General features: G+C 66.4%; 21 protein-coding genes. 4 read left to right on the plus strand and 17 right to left on the minus strand.

Annotation, left to right across the window (positions count from 1 at the left end; translation table 11 throughout):
- Positions 1-729, minus strand: coding sequence for a haloacid dehalogenase type II (locus ACSQ3Y_RS08095; RefSeq protein ID WP_436176926.1), 729 nt, complete (start codon positions 727-729; stop codon positions 1-3).
- Positions 730-957: 228 nt separating this feature from the next.
- Here ACSQ3Y_RS08095 and ACSQ3Y_RS08100 point away from each other — a divergent pair, with 228 nt between their 5' ends.
- From ACSQ3Y_RS08100 to ACSQ3Y_RS08110, 3 genes are all read left to right on the plus strand, one after another.
- Positions 958-2,190 carry an MFS transporter gene (locus ACSQ3Y_RS08100; protein WP_436176927.1) on the plus strand — a complete coding sequence of 411 codons (1,233 nt, stop codon included), beginning with the start codon at positions 958-960 and terminating at the stop codon, positions 2,188-2,190.
- Positions 2,191-2,323: 133 nt separating this feature from the next.
- Positions 2,324-3,556, plus strand: a complete 1,233-nt coding sequence (alaC, locus tag ACSQ3Y_RS08105; protein WP_436176928.1) for an alanine transaminase — start codon at positions 2,324-2,326, stop codon at positions 3,554-3,556.
- Between the two features lie 182 nt (positions 3,557-3,738).
- On the plus strand, positions 3,739-4,254 hold the full coding sequence (locus ACSQ3Y_RS08110; protein ID WP_436176929.1) for a GAF domain-containing protein: 516 nt from the start codon (positions 3,739-3,741) through the stop codon (positions 4,252-4,254).
- On the opposite strand, the gene ACSQ3Y_RS08115 is transcribed toward ACSQ3Y_RS08110, so the two are convergent.
- The 4 genes from ACSQ3Y_RS08115 to ACSQ3Y_RS08130 all read right to left on the minus strand — a co-directional run bounded on the left by ACSQ3Y_RS08115 (position 4,244) and on the right by ACSQ3Y_RS08130 (position 8,223).
- A complete protein-coding gene (locus ACSQ3Y_RS08115; protein WP_436176930.1) occupies positions 4,244-4,834 on the minus strand; it encodes a hypothetical protein in 591 nt (196 codons plus the stop codon). The two genes, ACSQ3Y_RS08110 and ACSQ3Y_RS08115, sit on opposite strands and share 11 nt — an antisense overlap.
- Before the next feature lie 10 nt (positions 4,835-4,844).
- Entirely contained in the window at positions 4,845-5,300 is a 456-nt protein-coding gene (locus tag ACSQ3Y_RS08120) for a hypothetical protein (protein ID WP_436176931.1), read from the minus strand.
- Positions 5,301-5,504: 204 nt separating this feature from the next.
- On the minus strand, positions 5,505-6,608 hold the full coding sequence (locus tag ACSQ3Y_RS08125) for a M14 family metallopeptidase (RefSeq protein ID WP_436176932.1): 1,104 nt from the start codon (positions 6,606-6,608) through the stop codon (positions 5,505-5,507).
- A 214-nt stretch (positions 6,609-6,822) separates the two neighbouring features.
- Positions 6,823-8,223, minus strand: a complete 1,401-nt coding sequence (locus ACSQ3Y_RS08130) for a tryptophanase (protein WP_436176933.1) — start codon at positions 8,221-8,223, stop codon at positions 6,823-6,825.
- 197 nt (positions 8,224-8,420) lie between these two features.
- Here ACSQ3Y_RS08130 and ACSQ3Y_RS08135 point away from each other — a divergent pair, with 197 nt between their 5' ends.
- Positions 8,421-8,888, plus strand: coding sequence for an Lrp/AsnC family transcriptional regulator (locus tag ACSQ3Y_RS08135; RefSeq protein ID WP_436176934.1), 468 nt, complete (start codon positions 8,421-8,423; stop codon positions 8,886-8,888).
- A gap of 696 nt (positions 8,889-9,584) precedes the next feature.
- Here ACSQ3Y_RS08135 and ACSQ3Y_RS08140 read toward each other — a convergent pair.
- From ACSQ3Y_RS08140 to ACSQ3Y_RS08195, 12 genes are all read right to left on the minus strand, one after another.
- Positions 9,585-10,424: an urease accessory protein UreD gene (locus ACSQ3Y_RS08140; protein WP_436176935.1), complete on the minus strand. Its 840-nt coding sequence runs from the start codon at positions 10,422-10,424 to the stop codon at positions 9,585-9,587.
- A gap of 70 nt (positions 10,425-10,494) precedes the next feature.
- A complete protein-coding gene (locus ACSQ3Y_RS08145; protein ID WP_436176936.1) occupies positions 10,495-11,859 on the minus strand; it encodes an FAD-binding oxidoreductase in 1,365 nt (454 codons plus the stop codon).
- A gap of 99 nt (positions 11,860-11,958) precedes the next feature.
- Positions 11,959-12,858: an ABC transporter permease gene (locus ACSQ3Y_RS08150; protein WP_436176937.1), complete on the minus strand. Its 900-nt coding sequence runs from the start codon at positions 12,856-12,858 to the stop codon at positions 11,959-11,961.
- A complete protein-coding gene (locus ACSQ3Y_RS08155; RefSeq protein WP_436176938.1) occupies positions 12,855-13,697 on the minus strand; it encodes an ABC transporter ATP-binding protein in 843 nt (280 codons plus the stop codon). Before ACSQ3Y_RS08155 ends, ACSQ3Y_RS08150 begins: the two co-directional genes overlap by 4 nt.
- 74 nt (positions 13,698-13,771) lie before the next feature.
- On the minus strand, positions 13,772-14,776 hold the full coding sequence (locus tag ACSQ3Y_RS08160; RefSeq protein WP_057264877.1) for an ABC transporter substrate-binding protein: 1,005 nt from the start codon (positions 14,774-14,776) through the stop codon (positions 13,772-13,774).
- A 79-nt stretch (positions 14,777-14,855) separates the two neighbouring features.
- Positions 14,856-15,719: a creatininase family protein gene (locus ACSQ3Y_RS08165; RefSeq protein ID WP_436176939.1), complete on the minus strand. Its 864-nt coding sequence runs from the start codon at positions 15,717-15,719 to the stop codon at positions 14,856-14,858.
- 37 nt (positions 15,720-15,756) lie between these two features.
- Positions 15,757-16,227: a RidA family protein gene (locus ACSQ3Y_RS08170; RefSeq protein WP_428002269.1), complete on the minus strand. Its 471-nt coding sequence runs from the start codon at positions 16,225-16,227 to the stop codon at positions 15,757-15,759.
- Positions 16,224-17,582, minus strand: coding sequence for an amidohydrolase family protein (locus ACSQ3Y_RS08175; RefSeq protein WP_436176940.1), 1,359 nt, complete (start codon positions 17,580-17,582; stop codon positions 16,224-16,226). Before ACSQ3Y_RS08175 ends, ACSQ3Y_RS08170 begins: the two co-directional genes overlap by 4 nt.
- 10 nt (positions 17,583-17,592) lie before the next feature.
- Positions 17,593-18,180, minus strand: a complete 588-nt coding sequence (locus tag ACSQ3Y_RS08180) for an NAD(P)H-dependent oxidoreductase (protein ID WP_179683763.1) — start codon at positions 18,178-18,180, stop codon at positions 17,593-17,595.
- A gap of 16 nt (positions 18,181-18,196) precedes the next feature.
- Positions 18,197-18,499, minus strand: a complete 303-nt coding sequence (locus tag ACSQ3Y_RS08185) for a 2Fe-2S iron-sulfur cluster-binding protein (RefSeq protein WP_436176941.1) — start codon at positions 18,497-18,499, stop codon at positions 18,197-18,199.
- Positions 18,500-18,777: 278 nt separating this feature from the next.
- Complete coding sequence (locus ACSQ3Y_RS08190) at positions 18,778-19,467, minus strand: TetR/AcrR family transcriptional regulator (protein WP_436176942.1); 690 nt, start codon at positions 19,465-19,467, stop codon at positions 18,778-18,780.
- A 19-nt stretch (positions 19,468-19,486) separates the two neighbouring features.
- A complete protein-coding gene (locus tag ACSQ3Y_RS08195; protein ID WP_436176943.1) occupies positions 19,487-20,014 on the minus strand; it encodes a nucleoside deaminase in 528 nt (175 codons plus the stop codon).
- Positions 20,015-20,154 lie beyond the last annotated feature (140 nt).

Below are 20,154 nucleotides of genomic sequence, written 5' to 3' on the forward strand. Positions count from 1 at the left end.
TCAGCAGCCCAATTGGGTTGCGAGGTCGGTCAGGCGGGTGCTGTGCAGATCGTTCCCGGCCTGTGCCGAAATGTCCTTGGGGTGCGCCGCCCCGAACTCCAGCGGCCGCTCCACATACATGGTGCGCAGGCCACAGCCGCGTGCCGCCGCCAGATCGTCGTGGTGCGCCGCCACCAGCGCCACCTGCGCCGGCTCCAGGTCAAAGGTGCGCGCCACGCCCAGGTAGGTGTCGGGGCTGGGCTTGTAAGCGCGGAACACCTCGGCGCTCAAAATGCAATCCCACGGCAGTCCCGCGCGCTTGGCCATGTTCGTCAGCAGGCCGATATTGCCGTTCGACAGCGTGGTGATGGTGAACCTGGTTTTCAGCCGCGTGAGCGCGGCCACGCTGTCGGCCCACGGGTCCAGCCGGTGCCACACGCGGTTCAGGTGCCAGCGCTCGGCCTCGGTCAGGTGGCTCAGGCCAAAGCGCGGCAGTATCTCGTCCAGAATCATGCGGTGCAGCTCGTCGATGCGCGTCCACCCCTGCTCGCCACGCATCACGCGCGCCATGGCCGGCTGGTAACCACTGCGCCAGGCAATCGCAAAGGCATCCCCATCCACGGCCGGGTACAGCGCCTGCATCTCGCGCACGATGGAGCCGTGCCAATCCACCACGGTGCCAAAGATGTCGAACGCCAGCACCTTCACGGTGTCGGCAAGCTCGTCTGCGGTGCTGGGTGGTGTGCTCATTCGCTGGTCCGGTTGGAAACGAAGACCCCAGCGTAGCAGCCCCGCTGGCGAGGCCTGTTCACCAAGGTTACAGATATCCCCGCCCCTGCAGCGCAGCGCGGGGCGTGCTATGGTTACAGAAATCGGGTTTACCCCCGTAACTCCGTTTCTTCCCCACCCCGTGCTTCACCTGCGCCGCCTTGCCCATGGCCGGCGCTGCGTCGCCCTATTGCCGTTGCTGCTGCCGCCATGACCGCGCCCCTGTCCCCCACGTCGTCGCCCATCGCCCACACCCCTACCGACGACCGCACCCTGGTGCGCGCCGTGCTGGCCCTGGGGGTCGGCGGCTTTTCCATCGGCACGGGTGAATTCGTCATCATGGGCCTGCTGCCCGAGGTGGCGCGCGACATCAACGTGAGCATTCCGCAGGCCGGCCACGTCATCAGCGCGTATGCCCTGGGCGTGGTGGTGGGCGCGCCCGTGCTGGCCGTGCTGTGCGCCAACTGGGGCCGCCGCGCGCTGCTGATGGCGCTGATGGTGGTGTATGCGCTGGGCAACTTCGCATCGGCCCTGGCACCGGGCTACGGCTTGCTCAGCGCGATGCGCCTGTTCACCGGCCTGCCGCACGGCACCTACTTCGGCGTGGCGGCCCTCGTGGCAGCTGCGCTAGCACCCCCGGGGCGCCGCGCGCGCGCCGTGGGCTGGGTCATGCTGGGGCTGACCACCGCCACGCTGGTGGGCGTGCCCATTGCCGCCGCGCTGGGCGAGCATTTCGGCTGGCGTGCGGCCTTCGTCTTCGTGGGGCTGATCGCCGTGGCCGCCGTGGTCATGGTGCGCCTGTGGGTGCCCGACATGCCCGCATCGCACGGCGCCAGCCCGCTGCGCGAGCTGGGTGCCCTAGCGCGCAAGCAAGTGTGGTTCACCCTGGGCATTGGCGCCATCGGCTTTGGCGGCATGTTCGCTGTGTTCAGCTACATCAAGCCCACCCTGCTCGAAGTGGCCGGCATGCCGCCCGCGCTCATGCCCTTCGTGCTCGCGCTGTTCGGCCTGGGCATGGTGGTGGGCAACATCGTCGGCTCGCGCATGGCCGACAAGGCCCTCATGCCCACCGTGGGCAAGGTGCTGCTGTGGTCCATCGTGGTGCTGGCGCTGTCCGTGCCTGCAGCCCACCATCCCGTCACGGCTGCGCTCTCCACCTTCTTCCTGGGCACGCTGGTCGCCATCGGCCCGGCACTGCAGATCCGCCTGATGGACGTGGCGGGCCATGCGCAGACCCTGGCTGCCGCGCTCAACCACTCGGCCTTCAACGCCGCCAACGCGCTCGGCGCCTGGCTGGGCGGCATGTCCATTGCGGCCGGCCTGGGGTGGACCTCCACCGGCTGGGTCGGCGTGGTGCTGGGCATCTGCGGCGTGGGCATCTTTGCGTGGTCCATGTCGAGCGAAAAGGCCACCACACGCGCCAGCGCAGGCCTGAACGCCTGAGCGTAGCGGCGCTGCGGCACCGCCGCAATTTGAGGAATGAACACCGCGTTTGATGTACATTGAATGCGGGCCGGCCTTTCTGCCAGCCACGTCGCTCGGACGGTTCCGGGCGCTTACGTGAAAGTTCACCAGCATGTCTGCATCTCAGGGCAAGCGCCGCTTTGCGCGCATTGATCGCCTTCCCCCCTACGTCTTCAACATCACGGCCGAGCTGAAACTCGCCGCCCGCCGCCGTGGCGAGGACATCATCGACATGAGCATGGGCAACCCCGATGGCGCCACCCCGCCGCACATCGTGGCCAAGCTCACCGAGGTGGCCCAGCGGCCCGACACCCACGGCTACTCCGCCAGCAAGGGCATCCCCCGCCTGCGCCGCGCCATCAGCCACTGGTACAAGGACCGCTATGCGGTGGACATCGACCCCGACACCGAGGCCATCGTCACCATCGGCTCCAAGGAAGGGCTGGCCCACCTCATGCTGGCCACGCTGGACCGGGGCGACACCGTGCTCGTGCCCGACCCGAGCTATCCCATCCACATCTACGGCGCCGTCATCGCCGGGGCCGACATCCGCAGCGTGCCCGTGGCGCCCGATGTCGACTTTTTTGCCGAGCTCGAAAAGGCCATCCGCGGCAGCTACCCCAAGCCCAAGATGATGATCTTCGGCTTCCCGAGCAACCCCACCGCGCAGTGCGTGGAGCTGTCGTTCTTCGAGCGCGTCATCGCCTTGGCCAAAAAGCACGACATCCTCGTGGTGCACGACCTGGCCTACGCCGACATCGTGTACGACGGTTACCGCGCCCCCAGCATCATGGAAGTGCCCGGCGCCAAGGACGTGGCGGTGGAGTTCTTCACCCTCTCCAAAAGCTACAACATGGCCGGCTGGCGCGTGGGCTTCATGGTCGGCAACCCCGACCTCGTGGCCGCGCTCGCCCGCATCAAGAGCTACCACGACTACGGCACCTTCACCCCCCTGCAGGTCGCGGCCATCGCTGCGCTCGAGGGCGACCAGCAGTGCGTGAAAGACATCGCCGCCCAGTACCAGCGCCGCCGCGACGTGCTGTACAAGGGCTTGACGGAATCCGGCTGGGCCGTGGACTGCCCCAAGGCCAGCATGTACATCTGGGCCCGCATCCCCGAGCCCTACCGCGCCCTGGGCTCGCTCGAATTCGCGCGCCAACTGCTCGACAAGGCCAAGGTTTGCGTATCCCCCGGCATCGGCTTTGGGGACCAGGGCGACGAATACGTGCGGTTTGCGCTCATCGAGAACGAGGCCCGTATCCGCCAGGCTGTGCGCGGGATTCGGGCGATGTTCAAGGGTGATGGGTTGTTGAAGGTGCCTGCGGTGGCGGCGACAACGATGTGATGCCGCAGTGATGACGGCCTGCCCGGTATGGGCAGGCTCGCGAACCAGGAGCGGTAGGCGGGCAACCCAACCTTCTTCTCTCGTCGCTCAGCGCCATCTTCGGGTCGCGTGTGATTCGATACGCAACAGACGTTCGCTTACGGCAGTCTGCTCGGTCGCGGTTTAGACTGGCAGGTATGCATATGTTCGACTACCACCCCGACGACCTGGACGTCACCATTTCTGAAATGCTGGTCGCCACCAGCGACTCCGCCGACCACGAACTTCCCGAGGTGGTGTCGGCGGTGCTGAAACTGCTGCGCAAGCGCCTGGGCATGGACGTGGCTTTCGTCTCGCAGATTGCAGACGGTCGCCGCACCTTCAAGGCGGTGGACAGTGCGCCCGATTTCGCTCCAGTCGTGGCCGGCATGTCCGACCCAGCCGAAGAAAGCTGGTGCCAGTATGTGGTTGAAGGCCGCCTGCCAGAAAAGATCGACGACGCCGTCCCCGTCGTCAAGGCAGGCCAGGCGCCCGACCCTGGGTTCGACATCGGCACCCATCTGAGCACCCCTGTGCGCCTCTCCGATGGCCAGGTTTATGGCACGCTGTGCTGCTTCAGCCGGGGGGTGCAGAAGGATGCGGATATTGATCGGCTGCGCTACACCGCCAACCTGTTGAGCGAGAAGTTGTCGCCTGGCGCAATACAGATCACCGGCTGAATCTGCTCAGTGGCACATCGCTACTATCCGCAGCTATTGTCATTTCCATGGCATGCAAGAGCGCGGCGAAGCGCTGTGCATTTTCCGGTACATGCTCGACCATGAAAAATTCGGCATAGTAGTTTCGGGCGAGCAGCGGTCTATTCTTCAACAAGTGCCTTTTTATATCGGTGAGCGTAGACGCAGCTCCGGCTCCCTTCGCCTTGACATACATGCGCATGGCTGCAGCCTTCAGTTCCTTCGTATGTGTCGCGTTTCTGAGATATTCCAGCATCAGATCTTCGAACCAATTCTCCGCAAGAAGAAACACCATGTGTCCTTGCTCAAGCTGATCTTGATTCATCGTGGTCAATGCCAAATCCAAGTTCTGTGAGTGGATCACTTCCCGATAGAAAATCCGAAATCTGTTTAGTAGATCGCTACCCGACAGGTCCTGCGAAGGCCCTAGCAGGCTGAAGAAATACCTCCCGGCGAGCGTTTCCCAAAAATCTTCGACCTCGTAGAACGCGCTACAAGCGAATTTTCTGACGCTGGCAAGGGGTAAGGCACCCTCGAATCGAACAAATTTCCGATCCGACAACAGTATTTCTTCAGCCTGCTAGCAATGCATAGCAGGGGGCTCCTCTACTCAGCGTTACTCCAGAGATGAAGTTCACGCCAAAGCATGCTGATACTGACAGCAGCAGGTTAAAGTCACTAGCCTGGTTTAAAGGAATTAACGCGTCACAGATTTCCCGCCAGTGAATTTTTCCACTACGAAAGTGAAGCCCGAAATTGTCTTCACCGTGTGCCTCTACATGCAGGATTGGACGCAGGCCTTCATACTCAGCACGCGTCGCAAGACTCGCAACAACCGCTCGAAAGTCATCGGGTGTCGCCACTTCGGAGTACGAAACAGTGATCGGCGTTTTCGAGTCTTCAAGCTGTCCGCGGAGATACCCTGCCAGCTCGCAGCCGGTCAGAAATTCGCTGGTTGCAAGCGATTCAACAATAGCAATATGGTTGACCTTGAACGTGTGCGATCGAGCAGCTTCATTGGCTTCCATTTTTGAACTATAGGTGTTATTCGGGGCATGGGTTCAGCATGTGAACTCTCCCTGGATCGCCCATATCGCGACGCATCCCCACTAAAGCATAAACCCTCTCCCGCCAAGTCACCAGAACTGCACTGACATGTGCGAAGGCGGGGAATCGGTCCGGGAATGCCGTACTTCAACTGCAATCCAGCGCGCCTGGGCCCCAGCCCCTCATCAACCGTTCCGCAACCCCTGCAGCGTCTGCAGCAGCACCACCCGCGTCTGCCCCAGCACCATGCCCTTCCACTCCTCGTTGTCACAGTAGAACGCATCGCGCAACTGGGTGCGTATCTCGCGCTGCTGCGCGGCCGGCGCGTCGGGGTGGCTGCGCAGCCAGGTGTCTGCGCGCAGGCGCAGCAGCATGTCTGCCTCGGGCAGGGTGCCGAACTCCAGGCCCATGGGCGCGATGCGGGCGTTGGGGCATTCGTCGAAGGCGGTGGTGACCACCGGGCCCGATACGTCTGCGGAGGCAGAGTCGCCGGAGAAGGGCGAGAACACGTCGGCGCCCCACCAGGATTGCGCCAGCGCCAGGTCTTCTGGCGTGTTGCGGCCGGGGTAGATCTTCTCGCCGTGGCCGTAGGGGCCCAGGCCCGTGTGCACGTCGATCCAGCCCAGGTGCGTGGCGGCTGCCGCGTACTTGCGCAGGATGGAGCGGATGGTCTTGTTGCTCCACGACGGCGCGGTGCCGCCGTAGAACAAGCCGTCGGGCGAGGTGTACTGGCCCTTGAACACGGCATTGCGAAACGCGGGCAGGCCGTGCCGGGCAATGTAGGCGTCCACGGCCGCGTCGTCGGCGGGCGTGGGCGGCCAGGTGGCGGGCAGCATCAGCGGCTCGACCTCGGCATACGCCGCGTTCACCGGCAGCGGCGCGTTGAAGTCGATGTGGTTACGGTTCAGGTCAATGTTGTCTTCGTTCGTGCGGTGCAGGTGCGAAAACCCGTGCGGGTTGACCGCATGCACCAGCAGCAGCGCCACGCCAGCCTGCTGCAGCCGTGCGAGCAAATCATCATCGTTGAGCGTGGCCACCTGCGTGCCCGACCCGCAAAAGCCCTCGGGCCCGTGCGTGCCCGAGGTGACGAGCAGGATCTTCTTTGCATCCATCGCGCCGATCAGCGCCACGTCGGTGGCCAGCTCTTCGCCCAGTGCACCGCGGTGCTCCGGGTGCACAAAGGATTCGACGGCCGCGCCGCTCTGGGCGGCCGCCTCGAGGAACTTGGCACGGGCTTCAGCGTACGTGCCCGAGAAATACCGCGTGGCGGCGCTGGGTTGTATTGGCATGGTGTGGGGGCCTGGGCTTTGAAAAAGACGGTCTTGAACAAAAGGATGTGATCAACCCGTGGCGTACTTGCATACGCTCGTCGGATGGATGTTGTGCCCGGCACAGGGGCACGGTGGGTGCAATCCGAGCAGCAAGATTAACGCCATCCCACCAGGCCGGCACGGGCTTGCGGCCTGCAGCCTTCACCAGCCTGCTGCTGCGTTGCAGCGAGCCTCAGCCTGTGCTCTCAGGCGCCCAGCGAAACCGTGCGGTGAAGTTGCGCAGCAGCTCAGGCTCGTAGGTGAAGTCCATCCCTCGGATTGCGTGCGCGCGCCGGGCCACCGTGGCCAGTGCGTCTGCCACATAGTCCATGTGGTCGTTGGTATAGACCCTGCGCGGGATGGTCAGCCGCATCGATTCGAGCGGGGCTTTTTCCTGCTTGCCGGTGAGCGGGTCGCGCCCCAGCAGCAGCGACCCGATTTCCACTGCCCGCACGCCGGACTCGATGTACAGCTCACACGCCAGTGCATGCGCGGGAAACTGTCCGGAGGGTATGTGCGGCAGCAGCGCGGCGGCATCCACGAACACGGCATGCCCCCCGGTGGGGTACTGGATGGGCACGCCCTCTGCCCGCAGTCGCTCGCCCAGGTACGCCACCTGCCCGATGCGGTAGGCCAGGTAGTCCGGGTCCATCGCCTCTTCCAGACCCACGGCGAGTGCCTCCATGTCGCGGCCCGCCAGGCCGCCGTAGGTGATGAAGCCTTCGCTCACCACGCAGCGCTCCTGCACGGCGCGGAACAGGTCCTGGTCGTCGCGAAACGCGCAGAACCCGCCGATGTTGACCAGCCCGTCCTTCTTGGATGACATGACCGCGATGTCGGCGCAGGCCATCATCTCGCGCACGATTTCGGGGATGCTGTGCTGCGCGTATTCCGCCTCGCGTTGCCGTATGAACCAGGCGTTTTCGGCAAAGCGGGTCGCGTCGATCACCACCGGAATGCCCGCCTGCCGCGCCATGTGCGATGCGGCCCGCAGGTTGCCCAGCGCCACGGGCTGGCCGCCGGTGGTGTTGCAGGTCACCGTGGCCACGATGGCTGCAACGTTGCCGGCGCCCTCGCTGTCGATCAGACGGGCCAGCTCGGCCAGGTCGAAGTTGCCCTTCCACTCGTGGTACTGCCGGGTGTCCAGCGCTTCCCTGTTGAGCGCGTTCAGGGCGCGCGCCCCGGCCAGCTCGATGTGCACCTTGGTGGTGTCGAAGTGGAAGTTCGACAGAAACACCGGCCGTTGGGAGCCGCGCCGCTTCACCAGCTCGGGGTAGAGCAACTGCTCCGCCCCGCGCCCCTGGTGCGCGGGCACCAGGTACGGGTAGCCGAAGACCTTGTCGATGGTGTCCACCAGCCGGTAGTAGCTGCGGCTGCCGGCATACGCCTCGTCGGCCGCCATCATGGCGCTCCACTGGCGGTCGCTCATGGCGCCGCTGCCGCTGTCGGTGAGCAGGTCGATGTACACGTCGTCGCTGCGCAGCAAAAAGGGGTTGAGCCCTGCGTGCAGCAGCGCCTGTTCGCGGTGCTCGCGCGTGGTCATGGCGATGCGCTCAATGGTCTTGATGCGAAAGGGCTCGGGTATGCGTTTCATGATCGTTGGTTCCACCAATGGGGAGAAATTGCAGAGAAAGCACATTGCGCCGATAGGCGACGCAAGAGTTTTTTGTTGCGAACAACGATCAAATTGTTCTCGTATTGGCAGGGAACGGGTTTGCGTTTTCGCTTCCGCGCGTTTGCAAAATGAGGAATTGTTGTACGATTTAACGCATAAGTGAGAACCTGTTGCATATGCTCAAACTCGACCGCATCGACGTGCGCATCCTGGCCCTGCTGCAAGAGCACGGGCGCATGTCCAACCTTGAGCTGGCCGAGGCGATAGGGCTGTCGCCAGCGCAGTGCAGCCGGCGCCACCATCGGTTGGAAGAGGGCGGAGTGATCGCCCGGTACGAGGCACGCCTTCGCCCTGCCGCGCTGGGCTTGACGGTGACGGCCTTTGTGCACATCGGAATGGAGCGGGGGCACATGCGCGACCTCAAGCTCTTTCGGCAGACCCTGGCAGGCATGCCCGAGGTGCTCGAGTGCCATTCGGTCACTGGCGACGTCGACTACGTGCTCAAGGTCATCGCACAGGATCTGGAGGGGCTCAACGTATTCCTCACCGAACGCCTGGTGGCGTTTCCAGGCGTCAACTTCGTCAAATCCAGCGTGTGCCTGGAAGAGGTGAAGCCGCGATCAGGGCTGCCCTTGCCCGACTAGGGATGCGTCCACCGCGCTCGCTGCGCCGTTATCGGACGTGCGGGCGCGACGCGGGGTGGATGACGTAAGGCGTTTGCGAAGGCTCCGGGGCATTGGCAATGCAGGGGCCAGGCAAGCATGCAAGCCGCTTTGCGCGCTGCCCGCCAAACGGTCAGTTGGTAACGGCGGCAGCGCCGGGTGCAGACCTGGGAGCAGAACTTGGAGCAAGCGGCGCCTGAACCTTGTCGCCCCCGACGGGTCTGGCTGCAGCACCCTCTCGGTCATCGCTTCGGGGACCAAAGTAGTAGAAGGCGATGAACGCAAAGAACAGGGCGATGGCCACTGCAGCCCCCCACTTCACTGCGGTAGGCGTTCGCACGCTTTGCAAAGGCTTGGATCCGGATGGGGGTGCTGCAGCGAGGGACGCGTCGTTTTTCATATTCAGCCGCCGTGCTTAACGTGCGGCGCCTGAATCGGCCTGGCGCGCCTGCAGCGCCGGGCGGGGCAGGGTCGATGCGGTGAAGCGAGAGGATAGGCTCTTCATGGGATATCTCCAGTCATGGCATGGCATAACGCCATGAATCTCCATTAGAGATTTGACCCGCCCACTGCATAGTAGGACAGCAGCACCTTGCTTGGTCAGCTTTGGCAGTCAGTCCACTGCGTGTGTCGCAGGCGATGAGGCGCATTCACAGCGCGCCCCGCACCAGCACCGGCTTACATCGCCCAGATGCGCGGTGCCTCGCCCTGCAGTGCCCACATCTCTTTCCTCCACGCCATGCGCACGGCCTTGAGCAACTGCATTGCCGGCTCCACCTGCGGCGCCAGCACGCGCACCACCACCATCTGCGCGTTGGGGCTGGTGGCGCCTGCGGTGGCGGTCAGTGTCGGGTGTGCATCCATCACCGCGCGCGCCGCGTCCAGCGCCGCATCGCGCCGGTTGCGGTCCAGCGCGGTGCCGGCGGCAAAGAACATGCTGGCCATGCAGCGCTGTCCGGCCAGGCCGAGGGGGCTTTGCAGCAGGCGCTCGTCGGCCGCGTCGATCACGCCGCGCTCCAGCCACAGGCCGGGCACGGTGAGGTGCTGCACGAAGCGGCCCTGCACGAAGGGCTGGTCGGCATGGGGCAGGCCCAGGGCGGTGACGTCCCAGCCCATGCATTCGGCGCCAGGGGCCAGGTTCAGGGTGAGGTGGTTCTCGGCATTGCAGGCGCTGTAGCACAGGGCTTCCAGCGGCAGCCATTCCAGGCGCGCGCCTTCGGCCAGCGTGAGGTGGCTGCGCTGCAGCGCCAGCGGGCCGGTGGAGCGGTAAAAGCGCGTGGCCCCCGGCGTGGTGACCAGGCCGTGCGCGCCCGGGCCCACGGTGGCCGTGATGTCCAGCGTGTCGCCGCCCACCAGGCCGCCGGGCGGGTGCACCAGCACGTTGTGGCAGATGCCGTCGCCCTCGGGGTACAGGCTTTGCAGGATGCGCAGCGGCCCGTCGTGCTGGTAGCGCGCCACGGTGCGGGTGGTGGGGCCTTCAACGGTGTAGTCGAGCTGCAGGCGCGCGTGCCAGGACATGGATGGGAGCTGCTATTAAATGAATAGCTGATTATGCCTTTGCACCTGCCTGCGGCCTGTGCAGCGGGTGTTACGCAGCCTTGGCTACCGGCGGAACCCAGCTGCGCAGCTTGCCGGGGTTGAGCAAGCCTTGCGGGTCGAAGCGCTGCTTGGTGCTGACCACGGCAGGGTCCAGGTTGTTCTGCTTGCCGTCTTCCACGATGTACACGTGCGGGTTGTTGATCTGCACGCCGTGGTCGCGGTAGATCTGCATGATCTGGTTCAGGCGCTCTTCGGTGCTGTAGCGGATGATCTGCAGCCCGCTGCAGTTGAAGGCGCCTTCCTTGGTGCGCAGAAACTCCAGGTGCATCATCACCTCGCCGCCCAGGGCCTTTTCCAGCGCCTTGACCTGCTCGATGCGCGTGGCGGGGGTGAAGCCGCTCTGGATGTAGGTGAGCGACTTGTCCACCTTCAGGGCGTGCAGGGTGGTGTGGTTCCAGGTGTATTCGAGCAGGGTCTTGTGGCTCTTGTCCACCTCGTCGGCGGTCTTGCGGTAGCTGACGCTGCCGCCATGTTTGGCGGCCATGTCGCGCATGCCATCTTCCGAATGCGGGGCCACCAGCAGCATGACCGCATGGCAGCCCGTGGGCAGGTGCTCAGCCAGGCTGGTGAAGTAGTCGGGGATGGGTGCTGCCAGAAAGCACACCTCTTTTTTCTCCAGCCCCGGCGCGGCGCCGAAGCGGTCGGCAAACTCCAGCGCGGCGTCGAATTCGGTGAAGGTGACGATGCACTCCGTCCACGCCACGGTGGGGGTCAGCGCCACCTCCAGCTCCAGCACGATGCCGTTGGTGCCGTAGGTGTGGTGCAGCAGCATGGCCTCGGGGCCGCGCAGCTCGATGACCTGGGGCTCGGGCTCCACCGTCATGGCGCGCACCGCCAGCACGTTGCCGGGCGCGGCCAGCGGGCCGTGGTTGATAGACCCGGCTCCGCCAAAGCCGCCGCCAAACAGCCCGCCCAGCGTGGCGCTTCGGTAGGTGGAGGGCAGCCAGCGCAGCTCCTGCCCCTGGGGCTTGGCCTGCGCGTCGAACTCCGACAGGCGTATGCCCGCCTGCGCCCGGCCCACGCCGCCGCGCACCCAGCCAAAGCCGTTGTAGCCCGACAGGTCCAAAATCACCCCGCCATGCAGCGGCGTGCTTTGCCCGTAGTTGCCGGTGCCGCTGCCGCGCACGGTCAGGGGGATCTGCGCCTTGGCACAGGCCGCCACCACCTGGCGGATCTCGTCCTCGGTGCGCGGGCGCACGGCGATGTCGCCGCGCTTGCCGGCCAGGTCGCGCTTGAGCACGGGGCTGAACCAGGCAAAGTCCTGCGACAGGCGGCCCACGCGCAGCGGGTCGGCAATCCAGTCCAGGCCGGGCAGCAGCTCGGGCAGTTGGTGGGCGGTGGTTGTGGTGGTCATGTGGGTATCTCCTGTCGGTGCAGCCGGTGGTGGTGGGCAAAGCGCAGCCCCCACCGCGCGTGCGCGGTGTCGAAAATGGGTGCGGTGCAAATGGCGGGGTCAGTCGTGCGAGTTTTCGCTGGCGTGCCAGCTGCCCAGGGCTAAGCGGGTGCCCCAGGCCATCAGGGCAAAGAGTGCGACCCCGGTCAGTGATATCAGCAGCAGCGCGGCGAACATGCGCGGTATATTGAGCTGAAAGCCTGCCTGCAGGATCTGGTACGCCAAACCCGCGCCCTGGCCGCCGGTGCCGGCCACGAACTCGGCCACCACGGCGCCGATGAGGGCCAGCCCGCTGGAGATGCGCAGCCCGCCGAAGAAGTAGGGCAGCGCGCTCGGTATGCGCAGGCGCAGCAGGGTCTGCATGCGCGTGGCGCGGTTGAGCTGGAAGTAGCTCTGCAGGTCGGGCTCCACGCTGCGCAGGCCCAGCGTGGTGTTGCTGATGATGGGGAACAGGGCCACCAGCGCGGCGCAGATCACCATCGACGCGGTCGGGTCCTTCACCCAGATGATGATCAGCGGCGCCACGGCCACGATGGGCGTGACCTGCAGCAGCACGGCGTAGGGGAACAGGGCCGTCTCGATGCGCTTGCTCTGCACGAACAGAAACGAGATCAGCACCCCGGCCACGGTGGCCACGCCAAAGGCCAGCACGGTGATCTTGACGGTGACCCACAGCGAGCCGCCCAGGGCCGCCCAGTCGGTGAACAGCGTCTTGAGCATGAGCAGGGGCGACGGCACCAGGTAGGGCGGCAGCTCCAGCGCCGTGACCAGGCCCTGCCACAGCGCGATGAGCACCAGACCCACCAGCAGCGGGTAGACCACGCGCTGCACGCGCGGCTGGGCCATGAGGGGAATGCGCGGCTTGGCGGGCTTGGCTGGGGCTCGCGTGGGTGTGCTGCGCTCTGTGGTGGCGGGCGCCGCGATGGGCGCTGCAGGTGCAGTGGGGTAGGGCGTGCTCATGCTGCGGTCTCCTCGACGTCTTCGGTACTGGCGCTGGCGCGCAGCAGGCTGTCCTGCAACTGCTTGGCGTAGCGGCTGAACTCGGGCGACACCATGAAGTCGGCGGTGCGCGGGTAGGGCGCGTCGATGGTGAACTGCTCGACCACACGCCCGGGGCGCGCGGCCATCATCACCACGCGGCTCGACAGAAACACCGCCTCGTGGATCGAATGCGTCACGAAGATCACCGTGAGCTTCTTCTTGCGCCACAGGTCCAGCAGGTCGGCGTCGAGCTTGTGGCGCGTGATCTCGTCGAGCGCGCCAAAGGGCTCGTCCATCAGCAGCAGGTCGGGCTGGGTGACCAGGCCGCGCGCGATGGACACGCGCATCTGCATGCCGCCCGACAGGGCGCGCGGCAGCGCGCTGGCAAATTTCGACAGGCCCACCAGGGCCAGGGCCTCGGCCACGCGGCCATCGGCCTCCTGGCGCGGCACGCCGGCCAGGTCCAGCGGCAGGCGCACATTGGTCTGCACGCTGGCCCAGGGCATGAGCGTGGGTGACTGGAAGACGAAGGCCATCTTCTTGCCGCTTTCGTCCAGCTGCGCCACGGGCTTGTGCCACAGCTGCAGCCGGCCGTCGGTGGGCTCCAGCAGGCCGGCCACCATCTTCAGCAGCGTGCTCTTGCCGCAGCCCGAGGGGCCGAGCAGGGTGACGAACTCGCCCTCTTCGATGGTCAGGTCCACCGGCAGCAGGGCCTGCGTGCCGTTGGGGTAGGTCTTCTCGGCCGACAGCACCTGCACGGCGGGCGTGGGGCGGTGGGCCGTTGTCGGGGCAGAAGGGGTGGGCTCGGCGGAATGCATGGGGTGGCCTTTCGATGGATGCGGCCCGCCCCGCTGCGCGTGGGGCCGGGCCGCTGTTTCAGGGCAGGGTGGGCTTAGGGCAGAACCTTGAGGTCCTTGACGAAGCTGGTGCTGTACGTGTCGGCCAGCTTCACCTTGGCGGGGTCGATCAGCTTGGACTCGACCAGAAAGTCATAGCTCGCCTTGGCGCGTGCGTCGGTCATGGTGCCGATGCCCATGCTGGCCGCGTCACCGCCCGTCACCATGCCCATCTCCTTGAGCTTGGCCACGCTGTAGGCCAGCTGTTCGTCGGTCATGTTGGGGTTGTCCTTCTTGATCAGGGCATTGCCGGGGGCGGGGTCGGCCAGGTAGCTCTTCCAGCCTTCCATCGACGCCTTCACGAACGAGGCCACGGCGGCGCTGCGCTCCTTGAGCGTCTTGTCCATGCAGCTCACGGTGGTGGCGTAGGCGGGGTAGCCCTGGTCGCTGAACATCAGTGTGTTGGCCTTCACGCCGGCCTTGGCGATGGCAAACGGCTCCGACGTCAGGTAGCCCTGCTGGGCGGTGTTCTTGTCGGCCACGAAGGGCTGGATGTTGAAGGTGTAGGGCCGCGTCTGCGAATCGGTGAAGCCGTACTTGGCCTTCAGCCAGGGCCAGTAGCCGCGCTGGGCGGACGAGGCGATCAGGATGGTCTTACCCTTCAGGTCCTCGAACTTCTTCACGTCGTCATGGGCGATCAGCACCTGCGGGTCTTTCTGAAACACCGCTGCCACCGTGGTCACGGGCACGCCGCCCTCGCGCATCTGGATCATCTGCAGGTCGCTCGATCCCATCACGCACTCGGCCTGGCCGGCCGCCATCATCTGCACGATGTTGACCTGCGGGCCACCCATCTTGATGCTCACGTCCAGGCCGTACTTCTTGTACAGGCCCGTGGCCACCGCCTGGTAGAAGCCGCCGTGCTCGGCCTGCGCGTACCAGTTGGTCATGTAGGTGAACTTTTCCTGCGCGTGCGCAGTGCCCGACATGGTGCCGACGGCACCAACAGCGAGCAGGGCGGCTGCACCAAGTTTGGAAAGGCGGGGGGCGGTCTTCATCATGGCAGTACTCCGTTAGGTGGGGAGAAGGGACGAAACAGGTGGCGAAAAGGGGTGTAGGGGTGCGGCTGCGTCGCAGTTTTCAGGCCAGAGCGGAGGAGTTCTCCACATGGCCCGTGTGGTTGGCGCGGCCCCAGGTGGGCTCGGGGCGGGCAGCCCACTGCAGGTTGTGCAGCTCGGTGATGGCGGCGGCCCAGCTCACGGCCAGCGAATCGAGGATGGCGTGGCCTTGCTCGGCCGTGGCGGGCAGCGGGTCGCCGATGATGCCGCTGGGCCCGAAGTCGCGCGCGCTCCAGGCACAGGCGGGGCGGCCGTCGGGCGAGAGCAGGGGCGAGTCGAACACGGGCGGGTAGTTCACCACCGCGCGCTCCATGTGCACGGTGTCGGGGGCCAGGGCCAGCATCAGCGCCGTTTCGGCATGGCCGGCGTGCATGGCCAGGCGCTTTTCCTTGTCCGACAAATATTTGCCCGCCACGTGCGGCACGCGCCAGGTGAAGCTGGGCACCACGATGAAGTCGCCATGGCGCAGGCGCAGCTCGCGCGCGCACATCTCCATCACCTGCGGCTGGCCGCCGTGACCGTTGACGAACAGCAGCTTGCGAAAGCCCGCGCGGTAGACCGACTCGCCCACCTCGTTCATGGTGGCCAGCAGGGTTTCGCCGCTCAAGGTGATGGTGCCGGGGAAGTGCAGGTGCTCTTCCGACTTGCCGTAGGTGATGGGCGCCATGGCAAAGGCCGGCACCTCGGCCGGCAGGCGCGCCAGGGCATGGCCCACCACGCCGGCGCTGATCACCGTGTCCACCGCGCAGGGCAGGTGCGGGCCGTGCTGCTCGGTGGCGCCTGTGGGCAGCACGATGACGGTGTTCTCCTTGTCCGGCAGGTCGACGATCTCGGTCCAGCTCAGGTAGGGCAGGTAGCGGTGGGGCGGGTTGTAGCCGTGCAGCATGGGTGGGCTTTCGTGAGGAGGGTGTGGGGGCGAGGGGTCAGCGCAGCGGCAGGTACGCCGTGGCTTCGACTTCGATCAGGATGTCGGGCGTGGGCAGCATGCCGCTGACCTCGACCACGGTGGACGCCGGGGGCTCGCCCGGAAAGAACAGCTTGCGCACGCGGCTGTACTGGGGAAAGTGGTCCAGGTTCTTGAAGTACTGCACCAGCTTGAACACGTCCGACATCTGCCCGCCCGCGGCCTCGATGGTCAGGCGGATGCGGTCGAGCACGTACCAGCTCTGCGCGAGGATGGGGCCTTCCTTGGTGTCGCTGCTGAACTCGCCCGTGCGGCCGATCAGCGTGGCCGCCTCGTCGGGGATGTCGGCATAGCCGCGCACGATGCGGCTTGCCGCAGGGTCGACGGCGATGATCCCGGACAGGAACACCAGGTCGCCCGCACGGCGCCAGGCGGCGTAGCGGGCCAGGGGCTGGGCGATGCCTGGGGTGTTGGGTGCGTTGTCGCTCATGCAAGGCTCCGTGCAGGGATGGGGGTGGATGGGGCGGGCGTGGCACCGGCCGCAAGGGTTGGGGTGGTATCCGCCACGTGCCATGCAGCGCTGGCGTGGCCGCTGGTGACGCGGCCCTGGCGCAGCACTACGCGGGGCTGCGTGCGCGAGGGAAAGCCCCAGCGGTCGGCCTGCTGAAAGACGATCAGGTCTGCCGCGCTGCCGGGCTGCAGGGGCAGCGCGTCGGGCCCGCGGCGCAGCCAGTCGGCACGGCACAGCGCTTCGGACCAGCGGTCAAACGGCGCATCGAGCTGCGCGGCCAGCACGCCGGTGGCCAGGGCCTCCAGCGGGTCGAAGCTGCCCACGGGGCAGAACGGGTCCTGCACGTTGTCGCTTGCCACCAGCACCGGTATGCCGCGCGCATGCGCCTCCTTCACCAGGGTCAGGCCGCGCTGGCGCGGCGTACGGCCGGTGGTGGCGTCCTGCAGCAGCAGGTTGGTGATGGGCAAGGTGACCAGGGTGATGGGGCTCGCCGCCACGGCGTCGAGCGTGGCCAGGGCGGTGGCCTCGTCCTGCGCGGCCAGGGCGCAGGTGTGGCCGCAGACCACATGGCCTTCGAAGCGGAGCTCCTTGAGCAGCGCGGCCGTGGTGGCCAGGCCCAGGGCGCCGGGGTGCAGCTCTTCGTCCACATGCAGGTCCACATCCAGGCCGTGGTGCTGCGCGGCTTCGAACAGGTGGCGCAGGGCCTGCGGGTCCCAGTTGGTCGAGTGCACGAAGCCGCCCAGCAGCGCGCCGGGGCCGCTGGCGGCCACGGTGGCGGCCAGCTGCATGGCAGTGGCACGCTCTGTGTACAGGTGCAGGGGGATCAGGCCCACGCGCTCCAGCGTGATGCGGCCGGCCCATTCTTGCGCCAGCTCGCGCAGCACCTGCCAGGCCAAGGGCTGGGCCTCGGGCTCCCACCAGTCGCAGTGGGTGCGCACCTGCACCGTGCCGGCCTCGTGGGCCCATTGCAGGGCGCGGCTGGCGCGCTGGCGTATGTCGGCCTCGGTCCAGCCCTGGCGGTCGACCATCATGGCCTCGATGGCGCCCAGCAGGCCGGGTTTGACGGTGCCCATGCGCGGCAGGGTGAAGGCCTTGTCCAGGTGGGTGTGCGCGTCCACCAGGCCGGGCAGCACCAGCGCGCCGGCCAGGTCCCAGGTGGTGCCGGCAGGCAGGGGGCCCGCGGGGTCGTGCGGCACCATGGCCTGGATGCGGCCCTGGGCCAGGTGCAGGTCGGCCAGGGCGGGCTGGCCGGCGCTGCCGGGCCAGGTGCGGGGCAGCAGCCAGCGCGGCACGCGGGCGTTCAAGATGTGGTCGGGGGCGTTGGAGGCGTGCATGCTGTCCCCCTTATGCAAAGCGCGCCATGGCCTGGCCTACACGGGCCTTGAAGGCCTCCAGCCGCGGCGGCGTGGCCACGTTCATGTGGTAGTAGGCGTGGTAGTCCACCCGCGCCTTGCCGCCCGTGAGCAGGCGCATGTAGCGCGTGACGGACTTGCGCGGCGGGTCGCCCATGAGCAGCGCCGTCCAGCGCGGGCGGCCATAGGTCACCACGGCCGAGATGCGCTTGATGTGCGTGAGCGAGGGCTTGACGTTGTGCGGGTCGCTGATGTCGAAGGCCACGCCGGGCATCAGCACCCGGTCGAAAAAGCCCTTGAGCATGGCCGGCATGCCGAAGCACCAGGTGGGAAAGCAGAACACCACGGCCTCGGCCTTGAGCAGCCGGTCCACATAGCCCTGCACGGGCAGGCGGTTGCTCGGCACCTCGTGGTAGCCCAGGCGCTCCTCGCGGCTGAGCACGGGGTTGAAGTCCTCGGCGTACAGGTCGCAGTCGTCCACCTCATGGCCGGCCGCACGCAGGTTGCGCACCACCTCGTCGTGCAGGGCCGCGTTGTAGCTGGTCTCCACCGGGTGGCAATAGATCACGAGGATGCGCATGGCGGGGTGTCCTTCTTCAAAGGTCGAGCGTGAGCGTGGGCCCGTGGCTGCGCGCGCAGCACACGGCCACATGGGTGGCCTGCTCTTCGGGGCTCAGGCAGCTGTCGCGGTGATCGGGTGTGCCATCGAGCCAGCGCGTGGCGCAGGTGCCGCACACGCCCTGTTCGCACAGGGTGTCGATGGCAATGCCGGCGAGCTGCAGCACGTCGGCCATGCTCTCGCCAAGCTCCACGGGCAGCCGCAGGTGGCTGCGCGCAAGCACCAGTTCAAAAGCCGGTTCCGTGGCGGGCAGCGGCGCTGCCGTGGCTGGGTTTTGCATGTTTTGACCACTTGATTTGATCGATTGGTCAAACTATTGCAAGTGCTGTGCCAGGAGGGTGACCTGGATCAAGGCACTGTTGTGGGGCTTCTGCTGCTTGCCTATGCAGGGTGTGCGAGGCAGGGCTGCCCAGGTCTTTGCGATGCGGCGCGCCTTGATTTGGGATGGGCTGCTAGGCGCAAAGCACAGCCATAGCCTGTGCTATGGCGAGCATTTGCAACGACGCAGGCCGCCCAAAGCGAGGTGTGCCGCGCGCAAGGGACCTGTGCAGCCTTGCCTTAGTCTGGTGCGAGGCCGCAGCCCAGCAGCACAAATGTGGTGAGCTGGCGCACGATGGGCTCGCGGTCGATGGCTTCGTCGGGCGCCAGGCCCAGCATGATGTGCACCTGCACGCCGTAGTCGGCGTAGTGCTGGGTCATGCCCCAGATCTGCATGAGCAGCAGGCGCGCGTCCAGCGGGCGCATGCGGCCCTCCGCGATCCAGCGGTCGATCAGCTCCACCTTCTGCTGGGTCGACTTGACGGCCACGGGCCAGTACTTGCCCAGGTTGCGCCCGCCGCCCAGCACCTCGGTGGTGAAGATGCGCGACAGGCCCGGGTTGTCCAGCGCGTAGTCGAGCTTCTTGCGCACATAGCTGCTCAGCACCTTCTTGGGGTTGTCGCTCTGGCTGTCGAACTGGAAGGCGCCCGACCAGCCGTTGAGCACCGAGTACAGCAGCTCTTCATACAGCTCTTCCTTGCTGGCGATGTAGTAGTGCAACTGCGGCTTGGTCAGCCCCGCGCGCTCGGCGATGGCCTTGGTGGACGCACCCTTGAAGCCGTGGCGGCTGAACTCGGCAATCGCCGCCTCGCGGATCGCGCCCATGATGCGCTCGCGCCCCTGCTTGGAGCGGCTGAGCAGGGTGCTCGAGACGACATTGCTGCTGGTCTCGATGTCGGCTTCGGTCACGGGCGGGGCGTTGGTCGGCATGGTGGGCGATTGTCGCTGGTCACGACTTCCAGAAGCCCACGTGGGGTGCGCTGGCCTCTTCGATCAGTGCCGGGCCGATGCACTCGATGGCGTGTGGCGAGGCGGCGAACACGTCGCGGCACGAGAGCTCGGCGTCGCGCTGCTCGGCCCGCTCGCCGCGAAACTCGCGCAGGCGCACCGCGTCGATGCCGAACACCACGCGGCCGATGCCCGACCAGAAGATGGCGCCCGCGCACATCACGCAGGGCTCTGCCGAGGAGTAGATGGTGGCCTGGGCCAGCATCTCGCGGCTGAAGCGCGGGCTCAACTGGCGCACGGCGTTGGTCTCGGCGTGGCCGGTGCAGTCGCCGGTTTCGGTGGTGTTGCAGTAGGCCTCGGCGAGCAAGGTGCCGTCGGCACCGATCACCACCGCGCCGAAGGGCCGGTTGCCGCGTGCGCGTGCGGTGCACGACCAGGCGATGGCTTGGCGCAGGTAGGTGCCGTCGGTGGCATCGATCACCGCAGGGTCGTCGAGCTCATGGGGGGCGGCGGACATCAGGGCATGCATGGGTTGTCTCCATCGGGGGGTTGCCACCGCTATGCATTTGGCATGCCAAGAACATTGTGTGACAAGCATGCATTGCTTCGCCAGGCCCCGTGCAGCGGGCGTTTGGCGGGGGTGATCCCCCATTTGGCGTATGCCCGCAG

Origin of the sequence: Acidovorax sp. LjRoot66 (genome assembly GCF_964253305.1) — a bacterium.
Lineage (GTDB): Bacteria > Pseudomonadota > Gammaproteobacteria > Burkholderiales > Burkholderiaceae_C > Acidovorax.

What these genes read in the sequence shown, in the direction of transcription:
- ACSQ3Y_RS08125 (WP_436176932.1), bottom strand. Translation starts at nt 6,608, where the DNA reads ATGCCAATACAACCCAGCGCCGCCACGCGGTATTTCTCGGGCACGTAC.
- ACSQ3Y_RS08180 (WP_179683763.1), bottom strand. Translation starts at nt 18,180, where the DNA reads ATGCGCATCCTCGTGATCTATTGCCACCCGGTGGAGACCAGCTACAAC.
- ACSQ3Y_RS08155 (WP_436176938.1), bottom strand. Translation starts at nt 13,697, where the DNA reads ATGCATTCCGCCGAGCCCACCCCTTCTGCCCCGACAACGGCCCACCGC.
- ACSQ3Y_RS08100 (WP_436176927.1), top strand. Translation starts at nt 958, where the DNA reads ATGACCGCGCCCCTGTCCCCCACGTCGTCGCCCATCGCCCACACCCCT.
- ACSQ3Y_RS08120 (WP_436176931.1), bottom strand. Translation starts at nt 5,300, where the DNA reads ATGGAAGCCAATGAAGCTGCTCGATCGCACACGTTCAAGGTCAACCAT.
- ACSQ3Y_RS08175 (WP_436176940.1), bottom strand. Translation starts at nt 17,582, where the DNA reads ATGCACGCCTCCAACGCCCCCGACCACATCTTGAACGCCCGCGTGCCG.
- ACSQ3Y_RS08110 (WP_436176929.1), top strand. Translation starts at nt 3,739, where the DNA reads ATGTTCGACTACCACCCCGACGACCTGGACGTCACCATTTCTGAAATG.
- ACSQ3Y_RS08140 (WP_436176935.1), bottom strand. Translation starts at nt 10,424, where the DNA reads ATGTCCTGGCACGCGCGCCTGCAGCTCGACTACACCGTTGAAGGCCCC.
- ACSQ3Y_RS08195 (WP_436176943.1), bottom strand. Translation starts at nt 20,014, where the DNA reads ATGCATGCCCTGATGTCCGCCGCCCCCCATGAGCTCGACGACCCTGCG.
- ACSQ3Y_RS08190 (WP_436176942.1), bottom strand. Translation starts at nt 19,467, where the DNA reads ATGCCGACCAACGCCCCGCCCGTGACCGAAGCCGACATCGAGACCAGC.
- ACSQ3Y_RS08165 (WP_436176939.1), bottom strand. Translation starts at nt 15,719, where the DNA reads ATGCTGCACGGCTACAACCCGCCCCACCGCTACCTGCCCTACCTGAGC.
- ACSQ3Y_RS08150 (WP_436176937.1), bottom strand. Translation starts at nt 12,858, where the DNA reads ATGAGCACGCCCTACCCCACTGCACCTGCAGCGCCCATCGCGGCGCCC.
- ACSQ3Y_RS08170 (WP_428002269.1), bottom strand. Translation starts at nt 16,227, where the DNA reads ATGAGCGACAACGCACCCAACACCCCAGGCATCGCCCAGCCCCTGGCC.
- ACSQ3Y_RS08185 (WP_436176941.1), bottom strand. Translation starts at nt 18,499, where the DNA reads ATGCAAAACCCAGCCACGGCAGCGCCGCTGCCCGCCACGGAACCGGCT.
- ACSQ3Y_RS08130 (WP_436176933.1), bottom strand. Translation starts at nt 8,223, where the DNA reads ATGAAACGCATACCCGAGCCCTTTCGCATCAAGACCATTGAGCGCATC.
- ACSQ3Y_RS08160 (WP_057264877.1), bottom strand. Translation starts at nt 14,776, where the DNA reads ATGATGAAGACCGCCCCCCGCCTTTCCAAACTTGGTGCAGCCGCCCTG.
- ACSQ3Y_RS08135 (WP_436176934.1), top strand. Translation starts at nt 8,421, where the DNA reads ATGCTCAAACTCGACCGCATCGACGTGCGCATCCTGGCCCTGCTGCAA.
- ACSQ3Y_RS08095 (WP_436176926.1), bottom strand. Translation starts at nt 729, where the DNA reads ATGAGCACACCACCCAGCACCGCAGACGAGCTTGCCGACACCGTGAAG.
- alaC (WP_436176928.1), top strand. Translation starts at nt 2,324, where the DNA reads ATGTCTGCATCTCAGGGCAAGCGCCGCTTTGCGCGCATTGATCGCCTT.
- ACSQ3Y_RS08145 (WP_436176936.1), bottom strand. Translation starts at nt 11,859, where the DNA reads ATGACCACCACAACCACCGCCCACCAACTGCCCGAGCTGCTGCCCGGC.